General features: G+C 63.4%; 16 protein-coding genes. 7 read left to right on the forward strand and 9 right to left on the reverse strand.

Annotated features, from left to right (window positions below):
* Positions 1 to 7: 7 nt before the first annotated feature.
* From HMPREF2785_RS02450 to HMPREF2785_RS02465, 4 genes are all read right to left on the reverse strand, one after another.
* On the reverse strand, positions 8 to 196 hold the full coding sequence (locus HMPREF2785_RS02450; RefSeq protein WP_070422058.1) for a hypothetical protein: 189 nt from the start codon (positions 194 to 196) through the stop codon (positions 8 to 10).
* A complete protein-coding gene (locus HMPREF2785_RS02455; RefSeq protein WP_083279383.1) occupies positions 193 to 1,707 on the reverse strand; it encodes a glycosyltransferase family 87 protein in 1,515 nt (504 codons plus the stop codon). The genes HMPREF2785_RS02450 and HMPREF2785_RS02455 overlap by 4 nt, the downstream gene beginning before the upstream one ends.
* Positions 1,708 to 1,711: 4 nt before the next feature.
* Positions 1,712 to 3,937: a transglycosylase domain-containing protein gene (locus HMPREF2785_RS02460; RefSeq protein WP_070614179.1), complete on the reverse strand. Its 2,226-nt coding sequence runs from the start codon at positions 3,935 to 3,937 to the stop codon at positions 1,712 to 1,714.
* Positions 3,938 to 4,039: 102 nt separating this feature from the next.
* Positions 4,040 to 4,402 (reverse strand): DUF5318 family protein, encoded by a 363-nt coding sequence (locus tag HMPREF2785_RS02465; protein ID WP_070422103.1) that lies wholly within the window; start codon positions 4,400 to 4,402, stop codon positions 4,040 to 4,042.
* Between the two features lie 101 nt (positions 4,403 to 4,503).
* Between HMPREF2785_RS02465 and HMPREF2785_RS02470 the strand changes: the two genes are divergently transcribed.
* Entirely contained in the window at positions 4,504 to 5,466 is a 963-nt protein-coding gene (locus HMPREF2785_RS02470; protein ID WP_070614180.1) for a universal stress protein, read from the forward strand.
* Between the two features lie 10 nt (positions 5,467 to 5,476).
* The gene (locus HMPREF2785_RS02475) at positions 5,477 to 5,941 is read left to right on the forward strand and encodes a hypothetical protein (RefSeq protein WP_070422061.1); all 465 of its coding nucleotides are present in this window, start codon (positions 5,477 to 5,479) and stop codon (positions 5,939 to 5,941) included.
* Here the strand turns inward: HMPREF2785_RS02475 and HMPREF2785_RS02480 are convergent.
* The 3 genes from HMPREF2785_RS02480 to HMPREF2785_RS02490 all read right to left on the reverse strand — a co-directional run bounded on the left by HMPREF2785_RS02480 (position 5,916) and on the right by HMPREF2785_RS02490 (position 8,726).
* On the reverse strand, positions 5,916 to 6,815 hold the full coding sequence (locus tag HMPREF2785_RS02480) for an oxygen-dependent tRNA uridine(34) hydroxylase TrhO (protein WP_070422062.1): 900 nt from the start codon (positions 6,813 to 6,815) through the stop codon (positions 5,916 to 5,918). The genes HMPREF2785_RS02475 and HMPREF2785_RS02480 overlap by 26 nt on opposite strands.
* 10 nt (positions 6,816 to 6,825) lie before the next feature.
* Positions 6,826 to 7,167 carry a helix-turn-helix domain-containing protein gene (locus HMPREF2785_RS02485; protein ID WP_070450708.1) on the reverse strand — a complete coding sequence of 114 codons (342 nt, stop codon included), beginning with the start codon at positions 7,165 to 7,167 and terminating at the stop codon, positions 6,826 to 6,828.
* 65 nt (positions 7,168 to 7,232) lie between these two features.
* Positions 7,233 to 8,726, reverse strand: coding sequence for a DUF1846 domain-containing protein (locus HMPREF2785_RS02490; RefSeq protein WP_070614181.1), 1,494 nt, complete (start codon positions 8,724 to 8,726; stop codon positions 7,233 to 7,235).
* A gap of 77 nt (positions 8,727 to 8,803) precedes the next feature.
* Here HMPREF2785_RS02490 and HMPREF2785_RS02495 point away from each other — a divergent pair, with 77 nt between their 5' ends.
* The 4 genes from HMPREF2785_RS02495 to HMPREF2785_RS02510 all read left to right on the forward strand — a co-directional run bounded on the left by HMPREF2785_RS02495 (position 8,804) and on the right by HMPREF2785_RS02510 (position 13,754).
* Positions 8,804 to 10,384: an NAD(P)H-hydrate epimerase gene (locus tag HMPREF2785_RS02495; protein ID WP_070614182.1), complete on the forward strand. Its 1,581-nt coding sequence runs from the start codon at positions 8,804 to 8,806 to the stop codon at positions 10,382 to 10,384.
* Positions 10,377 to 11,348, forward strand: a complete 972-nt coding sequence (locus HMPREF2785_RS02500) for an NAD(P)-binding domain-containing protein (protein WP_070614183.1) — start codon at positions 10,377 to 10,379, stop codon at positions 11,346 to 11,348. The genes HMPREF2785_RS02495 and HMPREF2785_RS02500 overlap by 8 nt, the downstream gene beginning before the upstream one ends.
* 357 nt (positions 11,349 to 11,705) lie before the next feature.
* Entirely contained in the window at positions 11,706 to 12,560 is an 855-nt protein-coding gene (locus tag HMPREF2785_RS02505; RefSeq protein WP_070614184.1) for a hypothetical protein, read from the forward strand.
* Between the two features lie 81 nt (positions 12,561 to 12,641).
* The gene (locus tag HMPREF2785_RS02510) at positions 12,642 to 13,754 is read left to right on the forward strand and encodes an MFS transporter (protein ID WP_070614188.1); all 1,113 of its coding nucleotides are present in this window, start codon (positions 12,642 to 12,644) and stop codon (positions 13,752 to 13,754) included.
* Positions 13,755 to 13,806: 52 nt separating this feature from the next.
* Here the strand turns inward: HMPREF2785_RS02510 and HMPREF2785_RS02515 are convergent, their stop codons facing one another.
* The gene (locus HMPREF2785_RS02515) at positions 13,807 to 14,454 is read right to left on the reverse strand and encodes an ABC transporter ATP-binding protein (protein ID WP_070450720.1); all 648 of its coding nucleotides are present in this window, start codon (positions 14,452 to 14,454) and stop codon (positions 13,807 to 13,809) included.
* The gene (locus HMPREF2785_RS02520) at positions 14,454 to 15,410 is read right to left on the reverse strand and encodes an ABC transporter permease (RefSeq protein ID WP_371326401.1); all 957 of its coding nucleotides are present in this window, start codon (positions 15,408 to 15,410) and stop codon (positions 14,454 to 14,456) included. The genes HMPREF2785_RS02515 and HMPREF2785_RS02520 overlap by 1 nt, the downstream gene beginning before the upstream one ends.
* 112 nt (positions 15,411 to 15,522) lie before the next feature.
* Here HMPREF2785_RS02520 and HMPREF2785_RS02525 point away from each other — a divergent pair.
* The coding region (locus HMPREF2785_RS02525; protein ID WP_141750626.1) for a histidine kinase dimerization/phosphoacceptor domain-containing protein at positions 15,523 to 16,358 on the forward strand (836 nt) is incomplete at its 3' end.

Consider the following 16,358-nt stretch of genomic DNA (forward strand, 5'->3'; position numbering starts at 1 on the left):
ACGAAGATCAGGTCGGGTTTGGCACCGCGACGAAAAGTGCGAGCGACACCGGGATGATCGTCATGAACACAAACGCAACCGCGCCGTAGATGATCGACTCTTTCTTGCGGCCCTTCGTTGCCATGTAGAACGACGCGCCGAACAGGGCAAACGCGATCAGGATAGAGACGATGCCGAGGACCGTTGCGGTGGTCATGGTTGCGTACTCACCGCCTCCACCTCAGGCTCGGGCGTGGGCTCGTCGATAAGCACAGGCTCTTTCCACTGCGCAGGCAGCGACATCAGCGGGTCGTGGCCGTTGTGCGCGTCGCGGACCTTGTCCGGGCGCTTGCCGAGCATTTGCTTGACGACGAGCACCATCACCGCCACGATAAACGCATCGCGCGCCAGGATGAAGATGTCCAGGAACCAACCCGGCACACCCATGTTGTCGTCGCCCATCATGTGCCACATCAGCACCGGCCAAACCATCATGTCCGCCACCATCCAGGACAGCAGCAGACGCCAGTACGGCAGTGCGAGGACCGCGGGAACCACGAACCACAGAGAGTACTGCGGGCTCCATACCTTGTTAAACAGCAGGAAGAAGCCGACGATGAGCACGATCAGTTCCGCAATGCGCGGGGTTTGCGGCGCACGCAGGCCGAGGATGAGGACGAACAGGCAGCCGAGCAGGAACAGGATCAGGGTGACGGCGTTGAGGATCACCGGGGCGCCCTCACCGGAGTCGAAGCCGGCCCACCCGAACTCGCGGGAGAGCACCGCGTAGATGGTGGTCCACTCCCAGCCGCGGTCGGTGTTGAGGCGGTTGAACTCGCTCCATGCGTCTGGGTAACGCAGGTACACCGGCGCGTTGACGGCGATCCAGGTGATGGCGGTGGCGCCGACCATCTTGAAGAACGGCACGAGGTCACGCTTGCGGATCGCCACAGTGAGGTACGCGCCGAGGATGAACAGCGGCCACAGTTTGAACGCGGTGCCCAAACCGACGAGCACACCGGCCAGCCACCACTTGCGGTTGCGCGCCGCGAGCATCGCTGCGACGGCGAAGAAGATCGAGGGGATGTCCCAGTTGGTAAACGCGTGGACGATCAGCAGCGGCGAACCGGCGACGAGCAGCGTGTCCCAGATGCGGTTGCCGGCAAGTTCCGCGACCATGCGGATGGTGATCACCCAGATGATGGACATCAGCAGTGCGGTGACGTAGAAGTACCAGCCAGATTCCGGCAGGAAGCTATCAGTCAGGAAGTAGGTACCGCGCGCGATCCAGGCGCTGAGCTGCTGGAACAGGCCAGCGAGCACCGGGTATTCCATGTAGCGGGTCAGGTCGTCTTCTACCCACGAGTAGGCGTAGACAAAGCCCGGCTGGTCCAGACCGCGTGCTCCGTAGAGCGGGATGATGTCGTTGTAGCAGGCAGCGACGAACTGGCGGTTGCCGTCCCAGTTGAGCTGCATGATGCCGTTGTCGTCCAGTTTGCCGCCAGCGCAGCGCGACTTCTGTAGTGCGCCGAAGGACAAGAAGATGTATGCGACGGCGATGATGGCGCGCAGCGGCGTCCAGAACCGGGCGCGGCCGATCTGGGCGAAGCGGCCCATTGGTCCGCCGAGGTAGTTCACCCAGCCGCGTGCCACCGGTTCGGTTTTGCCGGGCTGGACGCGGTCGGCCGGGTCCGGCCATGTGACGGTTGTTTGATCAGTCTGAGACATGCTGTTACTGGAACGCCTCCTGAACTTGGCCGATCACATCGTTGACAGCATCACGCAAGTCCGGCGCAGGCGCCGGTGCGGGAGCAGGTGCAGGTGCCGGTGCTGGCGCGGGAGCCGGTGCTGGTGCCGGAGCAGGTGCTTCGCTCGGAGCGGAAGATGCAGCCGACTCGGATTCCGTCGGCGCAGTCCCGGTAGCCGAGTTTTGGGTTGCCGGAGTGGAGTAGTAACCGCCCAGGCCAACGCCACCCTTGTAGGCGTTCACGCCCCAGTACACCGGGCTTGCCGGCTCGAAGTACTCAAAGTCTTGATCCGCCAGCTCAGTGTCCAGGACCTGCTTCCAGATCTGCGACGGCGTGTTCGAGCCGTACATGATGCCGCCCCACTCATTGAAGATGGCGGAGGTGTTGTCGGCGGTACCGACCCACACGGCCACAGCGAGCTGCGGGGTGGAGCCGACCGTCCAGGCGTCCTTGTTCATGCCGGTGTTGCCCAGCTGCGCAGTGCCGGTCTTTGCCGCGGACGGGCGGCCGCCAGCGAGCACCGCGTTGGAGTACGCCGGCACGGTCTGCATTGCTTCGAGCACGTTGTCCGCCACCTGCTCGGAGACGCGACGTTCGGTGTAGTTGCGGTCCACCTCGTAGAGGACCTCACCGTTGGCGTCCACAACCTTTTCCACGAAGTGGGTTGGGTGCATGGCGCCGCGGTTGGTCAGGGTTGCCACTGCGGTAGCCATGTCCAGCACGCGCGACTGGTACTGGCCCAGCACGATGCCTTCGTAGGGCTGGCCGCCGTTTTCACGCAGCGTTACAGGGATGCCCGGGATGGACTTGGCCACGCCGAGGGCATGCGCCATGTCGGCGGTGTCCTGGGTGGTGTTGTCCAGTTCGTCTTGAATGCGCATGTAGGCGGTGTTGGAGGACACGCGGGTGGCCTCAGTCATGGACAGCATTCCGCCTCCGCCGCCGTCCCAGTTGGTCACGACGTGGTTGCCCGGCAGGGTCACCGGGGAAGAATCGAACATGGACGTCAGCGGGATGCCCTGCTGCAGGGCGGCCGCGAGCGCGAAGATCTTGAACGTCGAACCCGTTTGCAGGCCCGCGTTGGCGTAGTCCCAGCCAGACGGGTCGTCGCCGCCGTAGTAGGCGCGCACGGCACCGGTACTCGGCTCGATGGCAACGACGCCGGAGCGGGCGTCATCCTGTAGGTAGGACAGGCGCTGACGGGTGATCTCTTCGACGTTTTGCTGGGTGCCGGCATCGATCGTGGTGGTGATCTGCAGGCCACGGTTGGTCAGGTCGTCCTCGGTGATGCCAATGGTGGCCAACTCCGCCACAACCTGGTTCTTAATCAGGCCGTTTGCGCCGGTTGCTTCCGTGTAGGCCGAGTAGGTGGCCGGGTCACGGGTCTCCGGGTAGTGGGCGGCCGCGCGACGCTCCTGGGTGATGGCGCCGGTTTCCACCATGCCGTCCATGACGTAGTTCCAGCGGCCTTCCGCGGCTTCGCGGTTGGTCCACGGGTCAAGCTGGCTCGGCAGCTGGATCGACGCGGCCAGGACTGCGCCCTCCTCCAGTGTGAGCTGGGAGGCTGGTTTGTTGAAGTAGGCGTGCGCTGCGGCTTCGATGCCGTAGGCGTTGCGGCCGAAGTAGACCGTGTTCAGGTAGGCGCGCAGAATGTCGGCCTTTTCCCACTGGTTGGTCATCTTCACCGAGTAGACGAGCTCTTTAGCTTTACGCTCGTAGGAGTGCTCGTTGCCCACCAGTGCGTTCTTCACGTACTGCTGGGTGATGGTGGAGCCGCCACCTGCGGATGCGTTGCCGGTGAGCTGCCCGATGGCGGCGCGAGCGAAGCCTGTCGGGGAGAAGCCGGAGTTGGTCCAGAAGTCACGGTCTTCTGCCGCAAGCACCGCGTTTTGGACGTCTTCGGGCACCTGGTCAAGCGGGATCTGCTTACGGTTGCCTTCCGGCGGGACGATGCGGGCGAGTTCCTTGTCGCCGTCGCGGTAGAAGATGTTGGAGATCTGCGCCGTTTCAATCTTGCCCGGCTCGGGCACCTCGGCGCGTGCGTAGCTCCAGAAGAACCACGCCAGCGGGATCGCCGCAATCATGGCCAAGAACAGCAAGAACGCGATAAACCACTGCCATGCGCGCGACCGTTTCTTGGTTGTGACGGTCGTTGAGCCGTTGCTTTTCTTTTTGGCGGTCGTGTCGCCGCCGTTGTCTTTATCTGACACTCGTTTTTCCCTGCGCAATTTGACTCGCGGCCCCCGCGGGGAGGGCGAAACCGCGAGCTACCTACTCGTTTTCTATGCACACCCTACCCGGCCAACGCGAAATCACACTACTGGTACTGCAGTGACTTCCTTTAACAGATGGTTCCACTTGCAGTCGCGGCAAACCTCCACGAAGTGGACGGTGATGGGGCCGACCTCGTGCACCATGCGGTCGATTTCTTCTGCGCTGCGGGCGGTGCCGGTGCGTCGGCCGAGTTTTTCGCTGTACACCCAGGTAATCTCCCGCAGTTCGGCGCCACAGATGGGGCAGGGCCGTGGGGATGCGGTGCCGTGGTGTTCGGCGGCGGCGCGGAGGATGAAGTCGGCGTCGCAGGCGTCGTCGATACGCATGCGCCCTGCGTTGAGCTCGCGCAATGCGTGGCGACGACGCCACTCGTGCGACACCTCACCCTCATACACAAACATCTGCGCAATGGTAACGCCGTTTTCGGTGCGTCGCCGACGCCACATATGATGTTGATGTTCAAACGTTTGCTAGCGACACTGCCACTTCGAGGAGCCACGACGTGAGCCACCACGCTGTATCCCCCGAGTCTGCACGCCTACCGAACACTGTCGATTCGGATGCTCCTCTCCGCGTTGCGGTTGGCTGGGACACCACAAGCGGCGAAGCCGTCGAGTTTGCCACCTGGCTCGGCCGCTCCCTGCCGATGAAGGTGCAGGTCATGGCATCTGCGCAACTGCCGCCGATCCAGGCGCTGACAACCTCGGCGAAGAGCCGCAAGAAGCAGCTGAAGAAGATGCGCGAAGAGTTCCACAAACGCGTGGTCGATGAACTCGACGGGCAGATCCCGAAAGCGCAGTGGTCCAAAGAGGTAGCCACGCTCAAGGACGGCAAAGATACCGTCCGCTCGCTTCTCGACAACGCCTTAGAGTTCAACGCTGACCTCATCGTGATGGGCTCCCGCGCAAAATCACCCAAGGGCCGGCTGCGCCCGTCCAGCGTTACGGACGAAATGCTCTACTCCTCCCCCATCCCCCTCGGGCTGGCACCGCGCGGAGTGAAGCTGTCTAAGAAGGGCATCACGCGCGTGACCTACGCCGTGGTGGACACCGACGGGAAGAAAGAGCCCGAGTTTTACGGCCTGGACTACGCCACCGCCCTCGCGTGCGCGCTGCACCTGCCGCTGCGCATCATCGCGTTCTCCCCGACGAGTTACGACGAGCACGGCCCGAAATGGTACGAACGCACCCTTGGCATGCTTGACCACGCCCGCGACCGAGCCTGGGAGTACGCATGCGAACTCTCCCCCGACCGCCTCGACCATTTCGACGTGACCAGCTCCGTGTCCACCGGCAAGAACTGGAAGCGCTCGATTGACTCGGTGAAGTGGCGCAAGGGCGACATCATGTGCCTGGGTTCGCAGCCGTCGCCGAATCTGCGCACGGTGTTTTTGGGCACGCTCGAAGGCGAGTTCATCCGCTACGCGCCTGTGCCCGTCATCGTCTGTCCGGAGGCAGCGAAGTAGGTTAGGGCGTATGCGCGACCATCCTGAAAACGACCTGCACTCCCCCGCCGACCGCTTTTCCCGCGTTCGCCCGGAGCCCCGTTCCTTTGATGAGTTGGCGGATGCCCCGGATCCGCTGGAGGTAGACCGGCGCAATAAGCGCTCCACCCGTCAGGCGATCACGTGGGCGCTGGGCACCGTTGGGGTGACGTTCCTGTTGGCGTTTGTGTTAGGCCTGGTCGCCCGCCTGCAGGGCGGGCCGCTGTGCAGCGACGGCGACGCCACCTGGCTGTGCACCCCAACCTGGCGCACCACCTGGGCTGTAGTCACCTCTCTCCCACCGATCGCCGGCCTGATTGGCTGCGCGGTGATCATGGTGCGCAAACTCAACCGCTACGAGCGCTGGATCCCGTGGATGGGCGTGTTCTGGATCCCGCTCGTGCCGTTCACCATGGCGTGGCTGATTCTGACTATTGGGATGCTGGCAACGATGTAGTTGCGCACTGCGCACAGTACGGGTTCTTCTCCCGGCAGGCCTCGCAGCTTAAGTACTGCTGGCGGCACTCCGGCTCGTTGGCGCAGTTGTAGAACTGGTTGGTCGCCTCCCCGCAGTGCACGCAGTGGCCGAGCTGGACGTAGTCCGGGTCGTCCGCGGAACCGAATTCGGTGTGCATGCGGTCGTCGAACACGTAGAGGGAGCCCTCCCACAGGCCGGAGTTGCCGAAGGCTTCGCCGTAGCGGACGATGCCGCCGTCGATTTGGTAGACCTCTTCGAACCCGCGGTTGATCATCAGGCTGGACAGCACCTCGCAGCGAATGCCGCCGGTGCAGTACGAGATGACCGGCTTGTCCTTCATCCAGTCGTACTTGCCGGACTCGAGCTCTTTGATGAAGTCGTGAGTGGTTTCCACATCTGGCACCACCGCGTTTTTAAACCGTCCGATCTCGGCCTCGCGGGCGTTGCGCCCGTCGAAGAAGACCACGTCCGGGTTGGCCTCCACGAACTCGTTGACCTGCTGCGGAGTGAGGTGTTTTCCGCCGCCGATCACACCGTTTTCATCAACCTTCAGCTCCCCCGGTGCGCCAAACGCCACGATCTCATCGCGGGCTTTGACGCTGAGTTTCGGAAAGTCTTCGGCACCGCCTTCGGACCACTTGAACTCGATGCCCTTGAAGTACTCTTTGGTCTTCTTCGCGTAGGTTTTGCAGGCGCGGATGTCGCCGCCGACGGTGCCGTTAATGCCGTGTTCGGAGACGATAATCCTGCCGGTCAGGCCGAGCCCTTCGCACAGGTCACGCTGCCACAGACGCACCGCGTCCGGGTCGGCGATGGGCTGGAACTTGTAGTAGAGCAGGATTTTGCTGGTCATGCCTGGCAGTCTACGTCGAGCGGGTCCGTTCTTTGTAGGCGTATACGTCGCGCGTGTACACGCGGCGGTGTGTACCGACTCTGTGGCCAGGCAGTGTGCCTTCGTCGATAAGCTTGACCACGTATGGACGAGACACGTTGAGCAGGTCAGCTACCTGCTGGGTGGTCATTTCATCTTCGGGGCTGGGTGGGCGCATGAGGCGCCCCTCCGCAAGATCCTCGAGCAGATCACGGATCCAGGCAGCGGTCTGTTTGGGTAGCGTGACTTCCTCACGCTGGTCAGCTCGGGCGGCAGCAATGCCGTCGTTGAGCTGAGCCAACGCGGTCTCCACCGGCGGTTGTTGTACAGGCATACAGGCGACCATAAACCACAAATACAACGAGCGGAGCCGTTTTAAAGAAGAAATCTAAGATTTTCTTAGCGTTTGTGGTACAGCCCTTTTCGCCAGTACTGCGGCTCAGACGTTGCAAGCACGCCAAGGTTGCGGAAAATGCCCTCGTCCACAGACCCAAGGATCGCCGTGATGTGAGCATCGCAACCACGAAGGGACTTCAGGTGATCCAACGCGAGCGCCGCGTCCGGGTTCGAAGCCGCCGACACGGACAAGGCAATAAGTACTTCGTCGGTGTGCAGGCGCGGGTTGACCGAACCCAGATGGCGGGTCTTCAGCGACTGGATCGGCTCAATTGAATCAGGGGAGAGCAGGTGCACATCGTCGTCGATACCCGCGAGCTGCTTCAGGGCATTGAGCAGCACCGCAGCCGAAGGTCCGAGCAGGTCAGAAGTCTTACCGGTGACAATGCGGCCGTCCGGCAACTCAAGTGCTGCACCCGGCTTGCCGGTCGCCTCCGCGACGTCGAGCGCAGGGGCAACCACAACGCGGTCCTGCACAGAGAGATCCGCCTTGCGCATCACGTTCATCACACGGTCAGAGATGGAGGAGTCGGAGCCGGTGCGGCGTTCGTCGACACGCGATGCAAAGTAGCGGCGAATGATTTCCTGCTGGGCGGCGTGGCGGCAGGCCTCGTCGTCGGAAATGCAATAGCCCGCCATGTTGACGCCCATGTCGGTCGGGGACTGGTACGGCTCGGTGCCCGTAACCTCACGCAGCAGCGTCTTCAGCAGCGGGAAGACCTCAATGTCGCGGTTGTAGGAGGTGACCTTCTCCCCGTAGGCGTCGAGGTGGTACTGGTCGATCACGTTGATATCGTCCAGGTCCGCGGTGGCCGCCTCGTAGGCTAGGTTCACCGGATGGGAGAGCGGCAGGTTCCAGATGGGGAACGTCTCAAACTTGGCGTAACCTGCGGCAATGCCTCGCTGGTTCTCGTGGTAGACCTGCGACAGACAGGTGGCCAGCTTGCCGGAGCCAGGTCCCGGCGCAGTCATGACAATCAGGTCGCGGGAGGTTTCCACATAGTCGTTGCGGCCAAACCCTTCTTCGCTGACCACCTTGGCGGTGTCGTTGGGGTAGCCAGGGATCATGTAGTGGCGCGACACCTTCAGGCCAAGGCGGGAAAGACGCTCGAGGAACGCCTCCACGGTGCGGTTGTGGCCGTCGAGTTGGGTGCACACCACATTTTCGACGAGGAATCCGCGGTCGCGGAACACATCCACAAGACGCAGCACGTCATCTTCGTATGTAATACCCAGGTCCGCGCGCACTTTTTGGCGGATAACATCGCCAGCGTTGAAGCAGATGACAATTTCCACTTCGTCCTTGATGCGGTCAAGCATGGCGATTTTGTTGTCCGGAGTGAATCCGGGGAGAACACGGGAGGCGTGGTTGTCGTCGAAAAGCTTCCCACCCATCTCCAGGTAGAGTTTGCCGCCTACCTCGGCTCTCCGCGCTTGGATGTGCTCGGACTGCATTGCAATATATTTTTCGCGGTCAAAACCGGTCGTGTACGGCATGCGCGCAATTCTATTGCTTTGCTGCGACACCACGCACCCCGCTACCTCCACACGGTGGTAGCGCTACGGTGGCAGGCATGTTTTCCTCCACGTTTACCGCCGACCAGATCCGAGCTGCGGAAGCACCCCTGCTTGCGGCGCAGGAGTTCGAGGACCAGTTGATGCAGTCCGCGGCCCACGCCGTGGCGGAGGTAGCCAACGTGATGCTCGCTGGGGTTACTGAGACACGCGCCCGGGTGCTCGTGCTTGCAGGGCCTGGCGGCAACGGGGGAGACGGCCTCTACGCAGGTGCGGAATTGTTGCTGGCAGGCCACCGGGTGGATGCGGTGTTGCCCACAGGCTCGGCGCAGGAGCGTGCCCTGCGGGCGTTCACAGCGGCCGGCGGGGAGGTGCTGGAGGAACTCCCGGAGCAGTGGCAGGACTACGCCCTGGTTATCGACGCGATGACGGGCATCGGCGCGACCGGCGAGGTACGCGAGAACCTTCGCCCCGCCGTCGAGTTAGCCAACGCACTCAACGCCCAAGTGCTGGCCGTGGACGTGCCCACCGGCGTGGAGGCCGACACCGGCTGGGCAGGGCAGTGCCACGTCAACGCCGATGTGACGGTCACCTTCGGCGGGTGGCGCCGCGCCCACGCCCTGTCGCCAGCGTGCGGGGTGCAGTTGCTCGCCGACATCGGATTGCCGGGCAAGCGCCTGCACGAAACGCTCGGCGACCAACTCACCTTGTGGGCAGAGGATGGCCCGCCGCTGTTGATTGCAAACCGGGCGGTGCTGCCGGAGCAGAAGTGGTCCGAGCAGAAGTGGCCCGACGGGATACAGACCCTGTGGCAGCCACCGCTGCAAGACGTCGCGCCGGCTCCTGCGGACGACAAGTACACCGGCGGCGTGGTCGGCATTCGCGCAGGCAGCGGCGGCTATCCCGGCGCGGCTATCCTGTCTACTGCGGGCGCGGTGTACGCCACCCCGGCGATGGTGCGCTATGCGGGCCCACAGGCGGTGGAGGTGGTGCGGGCGCACCCGGAGGTCGTCGCTACGCACACGCTCCAGGATGCTGGCAGGGTGCAGGCGTGGGTGTTCGGGCCGGGCGCGGGCACTGACGAGGCCGCGGCGGAGGAGTTGCGGTGGGTGCTCGGCCAGGAGGTGCCTGTGCTTATCGACGCCGACGGCCTGACCCTGCTCACCCAACACCCCAACCTGCGCGAACAGGTGGCCAAGCGCGAACAGATGACGGTGCTGACCCCGCACGACGGCGAGTTCGCCCGCCTACGCGAGGCGGCCAACGTGGGGGAGAGCGACCGCATGGCCGAGACCATCGCGCTGGCCGCCGCGCTGCAGTGCACGGTGGTACGCAAGGGGCGGGTGACGGTGATTGCGCACGAGGGCGACCCGTACACGGCGTACGCGATCGACGCGGGGCATTCCTGGGCGGCGACTCCGGGATCGGGCGATGTGCTCGCGGGCATCGCGGGGGCGCACCTGGCGCTTATGCATGCCAAGCGGCTATGGGAGGAGGTCGCACTCGCCGGCGCGGTGGCCGTGCACGCTTTGGCTGCGAAACTGGCTGCTGCCACTGCATTCGGTGACGCGACGGCGCCAGCGAGCCGGATCGCCGAGTTCATCCGTCCCGCAACCGCGAAGATGCGAAATGATGCTTGATGCGGTCGTGATCGGCGGCGGCCAGTCCGGCCTTGCCGTGTCGTATTACCTACGCAAATACGGCGTGAACTTCGTGGTTTTGGATGCCGCCGACGCTCCCGGTGGGGCGTGGCCGAACTACTGGGACTCGCTGACGCTGTTTTCGCGCGCGGAGTTTTCCAACCTGCCGGGTTGGCCGATGCCTTCGTTTGATGGGTATCCGCCGCGTGATCATGTCGTCGATTATTTAACGCGCTACGAGGCCCGCTACGACCTTCCCATTCGCCGTGGGCAGCGTGTGGAGCGTGTGCTTATCGACGACACTGGCTTCACCATCCGCCCCCAAAACCTCCACGCCCGCAACGTGGTGGTTGCAACCGGGATCTGGTCTGCGCCGTTCGTGCCGTTTGTGCCGGGTGAGTTCTCGGGCAGGCAGTTGCACTCGGCGCACTACACGCGACCGGGAGATTTCGCAGGCCAGCGCGTCGCGGTCGTCGGTGGCGGTAACTCGGGTGCCCAGATCACGGCGGACCTCGTGCTCAATGGGGTGGAGCCGCAGTGGCTGACACGTTCTGCACCGGGTTTCATGCCGGACGACGTGGACGGTTCCACGCTGTTTCGCCGCAATCGTGAGCGCCTCACTGCGATTGCGAAGGGGGAGCCAGATCCGGGCGGGGTGGACTTCGGCGGAGAGATCGTCGTCGTACCGGAGGTGCGCCGAGCGCGCGACGCCGGCCTGCTTCAGGCGCGTCCGATGGTGGGTTCGCTCGACGAGGTGGACGCGGACGTGATCATCTGGGCAACCGGGTTTCGACCGGCCCTCGGGCCTATCCGCGGGCTGCCCCGGGACACGCCTGGTTTGTACGTGTTGGGGTTTGACAACATCAACGGACCGGGTGCCGGAACGATTCGAGGGGTGAGCCCGTTTGCCCGCGATATTGCGGCTCGGATCGCCGATTCTGTTGGCGCACACCGTCGCAGGTAAGCACGCTTCGACAGAATTACATAGGTGTTATTTAGGCCTTGACGTGGAAGAATAGCCCTTTTCGGGGATACATTCACCTTTTCGTTACATGAGAGTTTCCTGAGTAGCACTAACTCAGCTTTCTCCAACCAGCACGTACGTTAATTAAGCACGGACTGGCCCGTACTTGAGGCGCAGGTCACCCTACTCACGAAGGGTGAATAGTTGGACATCTGCGCTACGCTTACTTATGTGTTAAATAAACGGAGGATCGCAGCGCTTGCCCTGACAGCTACTACAGCAGCGGCTGTCACTGCCGTGCCCTCCGCCGACGCGGCCACTGTAGGCAAGCCCATTAACGGCGTGTGCTCATTGCAAATGAGCATTGCAGAAAAGGATTTCGCCGCAGCATTGCCGCGAGACCTTAGGAGCCCCCAAGCGCAGCAAAAACAGCAGTGGACCAACGCCTTCGAGGTAGCGTTCCCGGAAGCTGCGCCCATCGCACAAGAATTCCTCGAAGCATTCAACGGCCCATACTTCAGGCAGTTCCATGCCAACCGCAACGCTGAAACCGCCCGTTGGGAAGACCGCATCGCTACTGCCGCAAATGTAGATCCGGCAGGCGCAAAGTGGTACTTCACCGAAATCATGAACAGCGTGCTGGTATCCAGTGAAGACGGACTGGCGCTGGATCATGTTGAGTTCTGGCGCGTTGTGGATGACGCCCTTGAAAGTGGCACCATCAGCGCCACTGACCCACGCGACATTTACCCCGCTTTCCCACAGGAAATTAGCGACAGGCTTCTCGAGGGCGCTCTGGCAGACATGCCGGCAGACCAGCGCAAAAAGTGGGTAAACGCGCACGCCTCGTCCAAGGAAGCCATCGGCTCGGTCAATGCGGCACAGTTCCGCGATGCCTTCAAGAAGGCACGCGAGGCCTGCGCCAATGGTGGCGACTCGGTCACTCTGCCCGTCGCTCCCAAGCCGACCACTCCGTACGACGTGCCACCGGTACAGCGCGGCAAGGACAAGCCTGGCAAGACCACAGAGCCGTCCACACCGACTGAGTCGAAGACCACCACCAACATCAGCGTTGACTTCTCCACCTCGGTTGAGCGCCAGAAGAACGAACCACAAGCGTCGATGCCTGTCGGTGCGATCATCGGCATCGTCGTCGCTCTGTTGACAATCATTGGTGGCGCTGGGGCAGCATTTGTCATGGGCGGGCGATAGGCGTAATTTGGCGCGGTGTCCAACACCGCGAAAACCCCCCAGAAAACCCCGGGCCAATTCCCCTTCGTACCACTGGCGGCGATGAGTTTCGCCGCCTTTGTTTATGTCACTTTCGAGATGTTCTCGGTGGGGCTCATCTCCCCGATGGCGCGAGACCTCGGCGTCTCCGAAGGCCAAATTGGCCTCCTCATGAGCGTCTATGCGGGCTTGGTCGCAGTGGTGACCATCCCGCTGATCCACTTCACGCGCAGCGTCAATAGGCGTCCGCTGCTTATCGCCACTCTGGTGTTTCTCCTCGGCGGGATCGTGCTGCAAGCAACGGCGAGCAACTACTGGATGCTGGTCGCCGGGCGCGTCACCGCAGCGTTTACACACGGCGTGTTCTGGTCGCTGGTCAACCCGATGGCAGCGCGCATCGCACCTGCCGGGCAGACAGGTAAGGCGGTGGCCGCGGTGTCCATCGGCTCTACCTTGTCGCTGGTTGCTGGCTCGCCGCTGACCACTGCGTTGGGCACGATGATCGGCTGGCGGGCATCCACGTGGGTGCTTGGCGTAGCGACGATCGGCGCACTGGTCACCCTGATCGCTACCCTGCCAAGCCTGCCGGCGGTGCCACCGGCGAACAGGGCGAAGGTGACGAAGACGAAGTCCGCCATCCCTTCGCTTGTGGTGTACGTGCTGCTCGCGGTGACGGGTATCTTCTCCACCTTTACGTACTTGGCGCTGCTGGTGGAAGGCACCGCCGGCCACGCGTATGTGCCGTTCGGCGTGTCCCTGTACGGCATCGCGGGCTTGGTCGGCATCACGATCGCCGGCCGGAGGGTGGATAGCCGAATGATCCGGCTCAATGCCCTGGCCGCTGCCGTGATGGTGGTGTCCGCCATCGCAGGTTTGCTCGCGCTCGGTGCCGGAAGCGGCCTAGGCATGTTCGCGGTGATCGCCGTGTTCGGCATGGCCGCCGGTGCGCTGCCCACGGTGGCCACCACCATCTTCTTGCACGCAGGCCAGCGCAACCAGGACCTGGCAAGTTCGGTGTACGTGGTCACGTTCCAGGTCGGTATCGCATCCGGTTCCGCGGTTGGTGCTGCGGTGGTGGATGCGGGCTACTTGTCCGGCACCCTGATCTCTACCGGTGTGCTCGGCGCGCTGGCGTTTACGGTGCTGGCGCTGTGGTCGCGCACGCTCCTGCGCTAGCGCCAGCGATTGAAGCACCAGACATACAAACCCCAGACATATAAGCGCAGTCTTATGCGTAGACCGGGGTGCGTGCGTTGACGCCAACCTCGAAGACCTCGTCGCGCGGATTGATCAGCGAGCGGTCGTGGGTGACAAACCCGCAGGCAATGTTGCGCTCTTCAACCAGGTCACGCAACAATTTCACAATCTCTTGGGAGCGGTCGTGGTCGAGGGCGGCGGTGGGCTCGTCGGCAAGCAAAAGCTCTGGCTCACCCATCAACGCGCGGGCGATGCCGACGCGCTGGCGCTGACCGCCGGAGAGTTCGCCCATACGGCGATCGCCAAGACCCTCGAGGCCGACCTTGGCCAGGAGCTCATCGGCGCGGTCCGGGCGTGGCTTGATGCCGCGGATGTCGTCGGTGACCAGCAGCTGGTCGCGAACGTTGAGCGCGGCGATCAGGTTGGCCTGCTGGAAGATCATGCCGATCTTGTCGCGGCGCACATCGTTGTTCACCTCAACGCCGTTGAGGGTGGCGGTGCCGGAATCCGGTGTGATCAGGCCCGCGGCGACGGAAAGCATGGTGGATTTTCCGGAGCCGGACTCGCCAACAATGAAGGTCAGCTCGCCGGGCTTGGCGGTGAAGTTCATGTTGTCCAGCACGGTTCGCATTTCCTGGCCGTCCTGGAAGGCGACGGTGACATTTTTCAGTTCAAGCATTATGCGGCACCTCCAAGGGCCTGTTGAGGGTTAACTTTGGTGATGGAACGGGTGGCGATCATTGCGCCGACCATGCCGAGCGCCCAGATGGCAACTGGCGGGGCGACGGCGGTGAGTGCGGTCAGGGAGAACGGTGCAGCGCCCTGCATCGCCAGCCCGAGGCCGAAGGCGACCACGCCTCCGATTAGCGCACCTGCGCCGAGCAGCACCGCGGACTGGCCGAGTGCGTCCTTGAGCAGGTACTTGTTCGATGCGCCGATGGCCTTCAGGATGGCTAGGTCGCGGCCGCGCTGCATCGTCCACACCGTGAGGAACGCGACGATCACCAGCGCGGCGATCGCGTAGAGGAAGCCCTGGATGAGCTTCAGGGAGCCCTGCTCAGAGGAGTACGCGGGCAGGCCCTCGAAGGACTCCTTTAACGACACACCGCCTTCGACCTCGTGGTCGGCGAGCAGCACGGTGCCGTCAGCGTCGGTGTGCATGATCTCTTTCCAAAAGTCCGTGGGCACCCACAGGACAGGGGAGTGGGAGAACGCAAGGTCCTCGCCAATCGCGCCGACGGTGATGGCCTTGCCGGCGACGGTGATCTCCTCGCCCTGTGTGAGTTCAAGGCCCGGCGCGGCAACCGCGTCCTTGCCCAGCGTCTGGCCGCCCGGCAGCACGGTGCCTTCCGGCAGGGACAGGATCGCCACCGCAGCATCTTCGCCGTTTTGCTTGGTCAGCAGCATTTGGCTGGTGCCAAGCGGGGTCATGCCGTCGCGAGCCTCCACGCGCGAGGTGGTAAACGACAGGTCTTCCGGGTCCTGGAAGACAACGGATTCCGGCTCGAGCGCTTCAAGTGCTGAGGTGTTCTGCTTGCCCAAGCCTGCGGTCAGGCCGGTCAGCACGACCACCAGCAGGGTGATCAGGGTGACCGTGCCCACGATCAGCCCGAAGCGCCCCTTGGCCGACTTCATTTCTCTCAAACCTACGAACATGACTCCGATTATGGCTTTGACCTGCACTGTTCCACATCGGGCGGGCGGTTGAAATCCCAATCAACCGATCGGTTGATCTACGCTCAGTCCTATGTTGTCCACGACCCGGATTCTGGATTTGTTGCGCGTGAGCTTGCACGTGCTGGTCGCCGTATTGCTTGTGGTGGGTCTTATGGGGCAATTGCGTATCGACGACCCCCTGCCCGGCCTCGTTCTCTCCACCGTCTTCGCCGCTGTGTACATGGCGGGCACGGTGTGGCACTACGAGGGCCGGGCCTATCCAAGTTGGGCGCCGTACGCGTGGCTGGCGGTCGTGGCCGCGCTGTGGGTGGGGCTGGTACAGGTTTCCGCGGACTTCGTGTGGCTGGAGTTTCCGCTGGTCATGTTGGCGTGTGTGATCCTGCCGCGCTGGTGGGAGCTGCTGGCTGCGGCCGGCTTGCTGTGTGTGTCCCTGTGGGCAGTGGCCGGGCCTGGTGTGGGACCTAGTGTGGGGTCGGGTGCTGGTGGAAATATCGGTGCGGTGGTGGGGCCGTCGATAGGCACGGTGCTCGCGGTGTTCATCGTGCACGCGTACCGGGCGCTGCGCGCGGAGGCGGACCACTACAAGCAGATGGCCGATGACCTGCGCTCGGCCCAGCGGGAGCGCGCCGCGGCGGAGCATGCGGCGGGCGTGGCGCAGGAGCGAGCACGCCTGGCGCGCGAGGTGCACGACACGATGGCACAGGGGCTCAGTTCGATCGTGCTGCTCGGCCGCGCGCTGGATAAGCAGCTCGGCGACGACGCCGCGGCGCGCGAGACCCTGGACGTGATCCGGTCGACGGCGGCGGACAACCTGGCGGAGGCGCGCCGTTTCGTCAAAATCAACTCGGCGGACACGGTCTCGGTTGAAGACAAACCCCAGCGTGTGGCGTTGCCGGTGCGGTTGGA

It is taken from the genome of Corynebacterium sp. HMSC067D03, from assembly GCF_001811185.1.
GTDB lineage: Bacteria > Actinomycetota > Actinomycetes > Mycobacteriales > Mycobacteriaceae > Corynebacterium > Corynebacterium coyleae.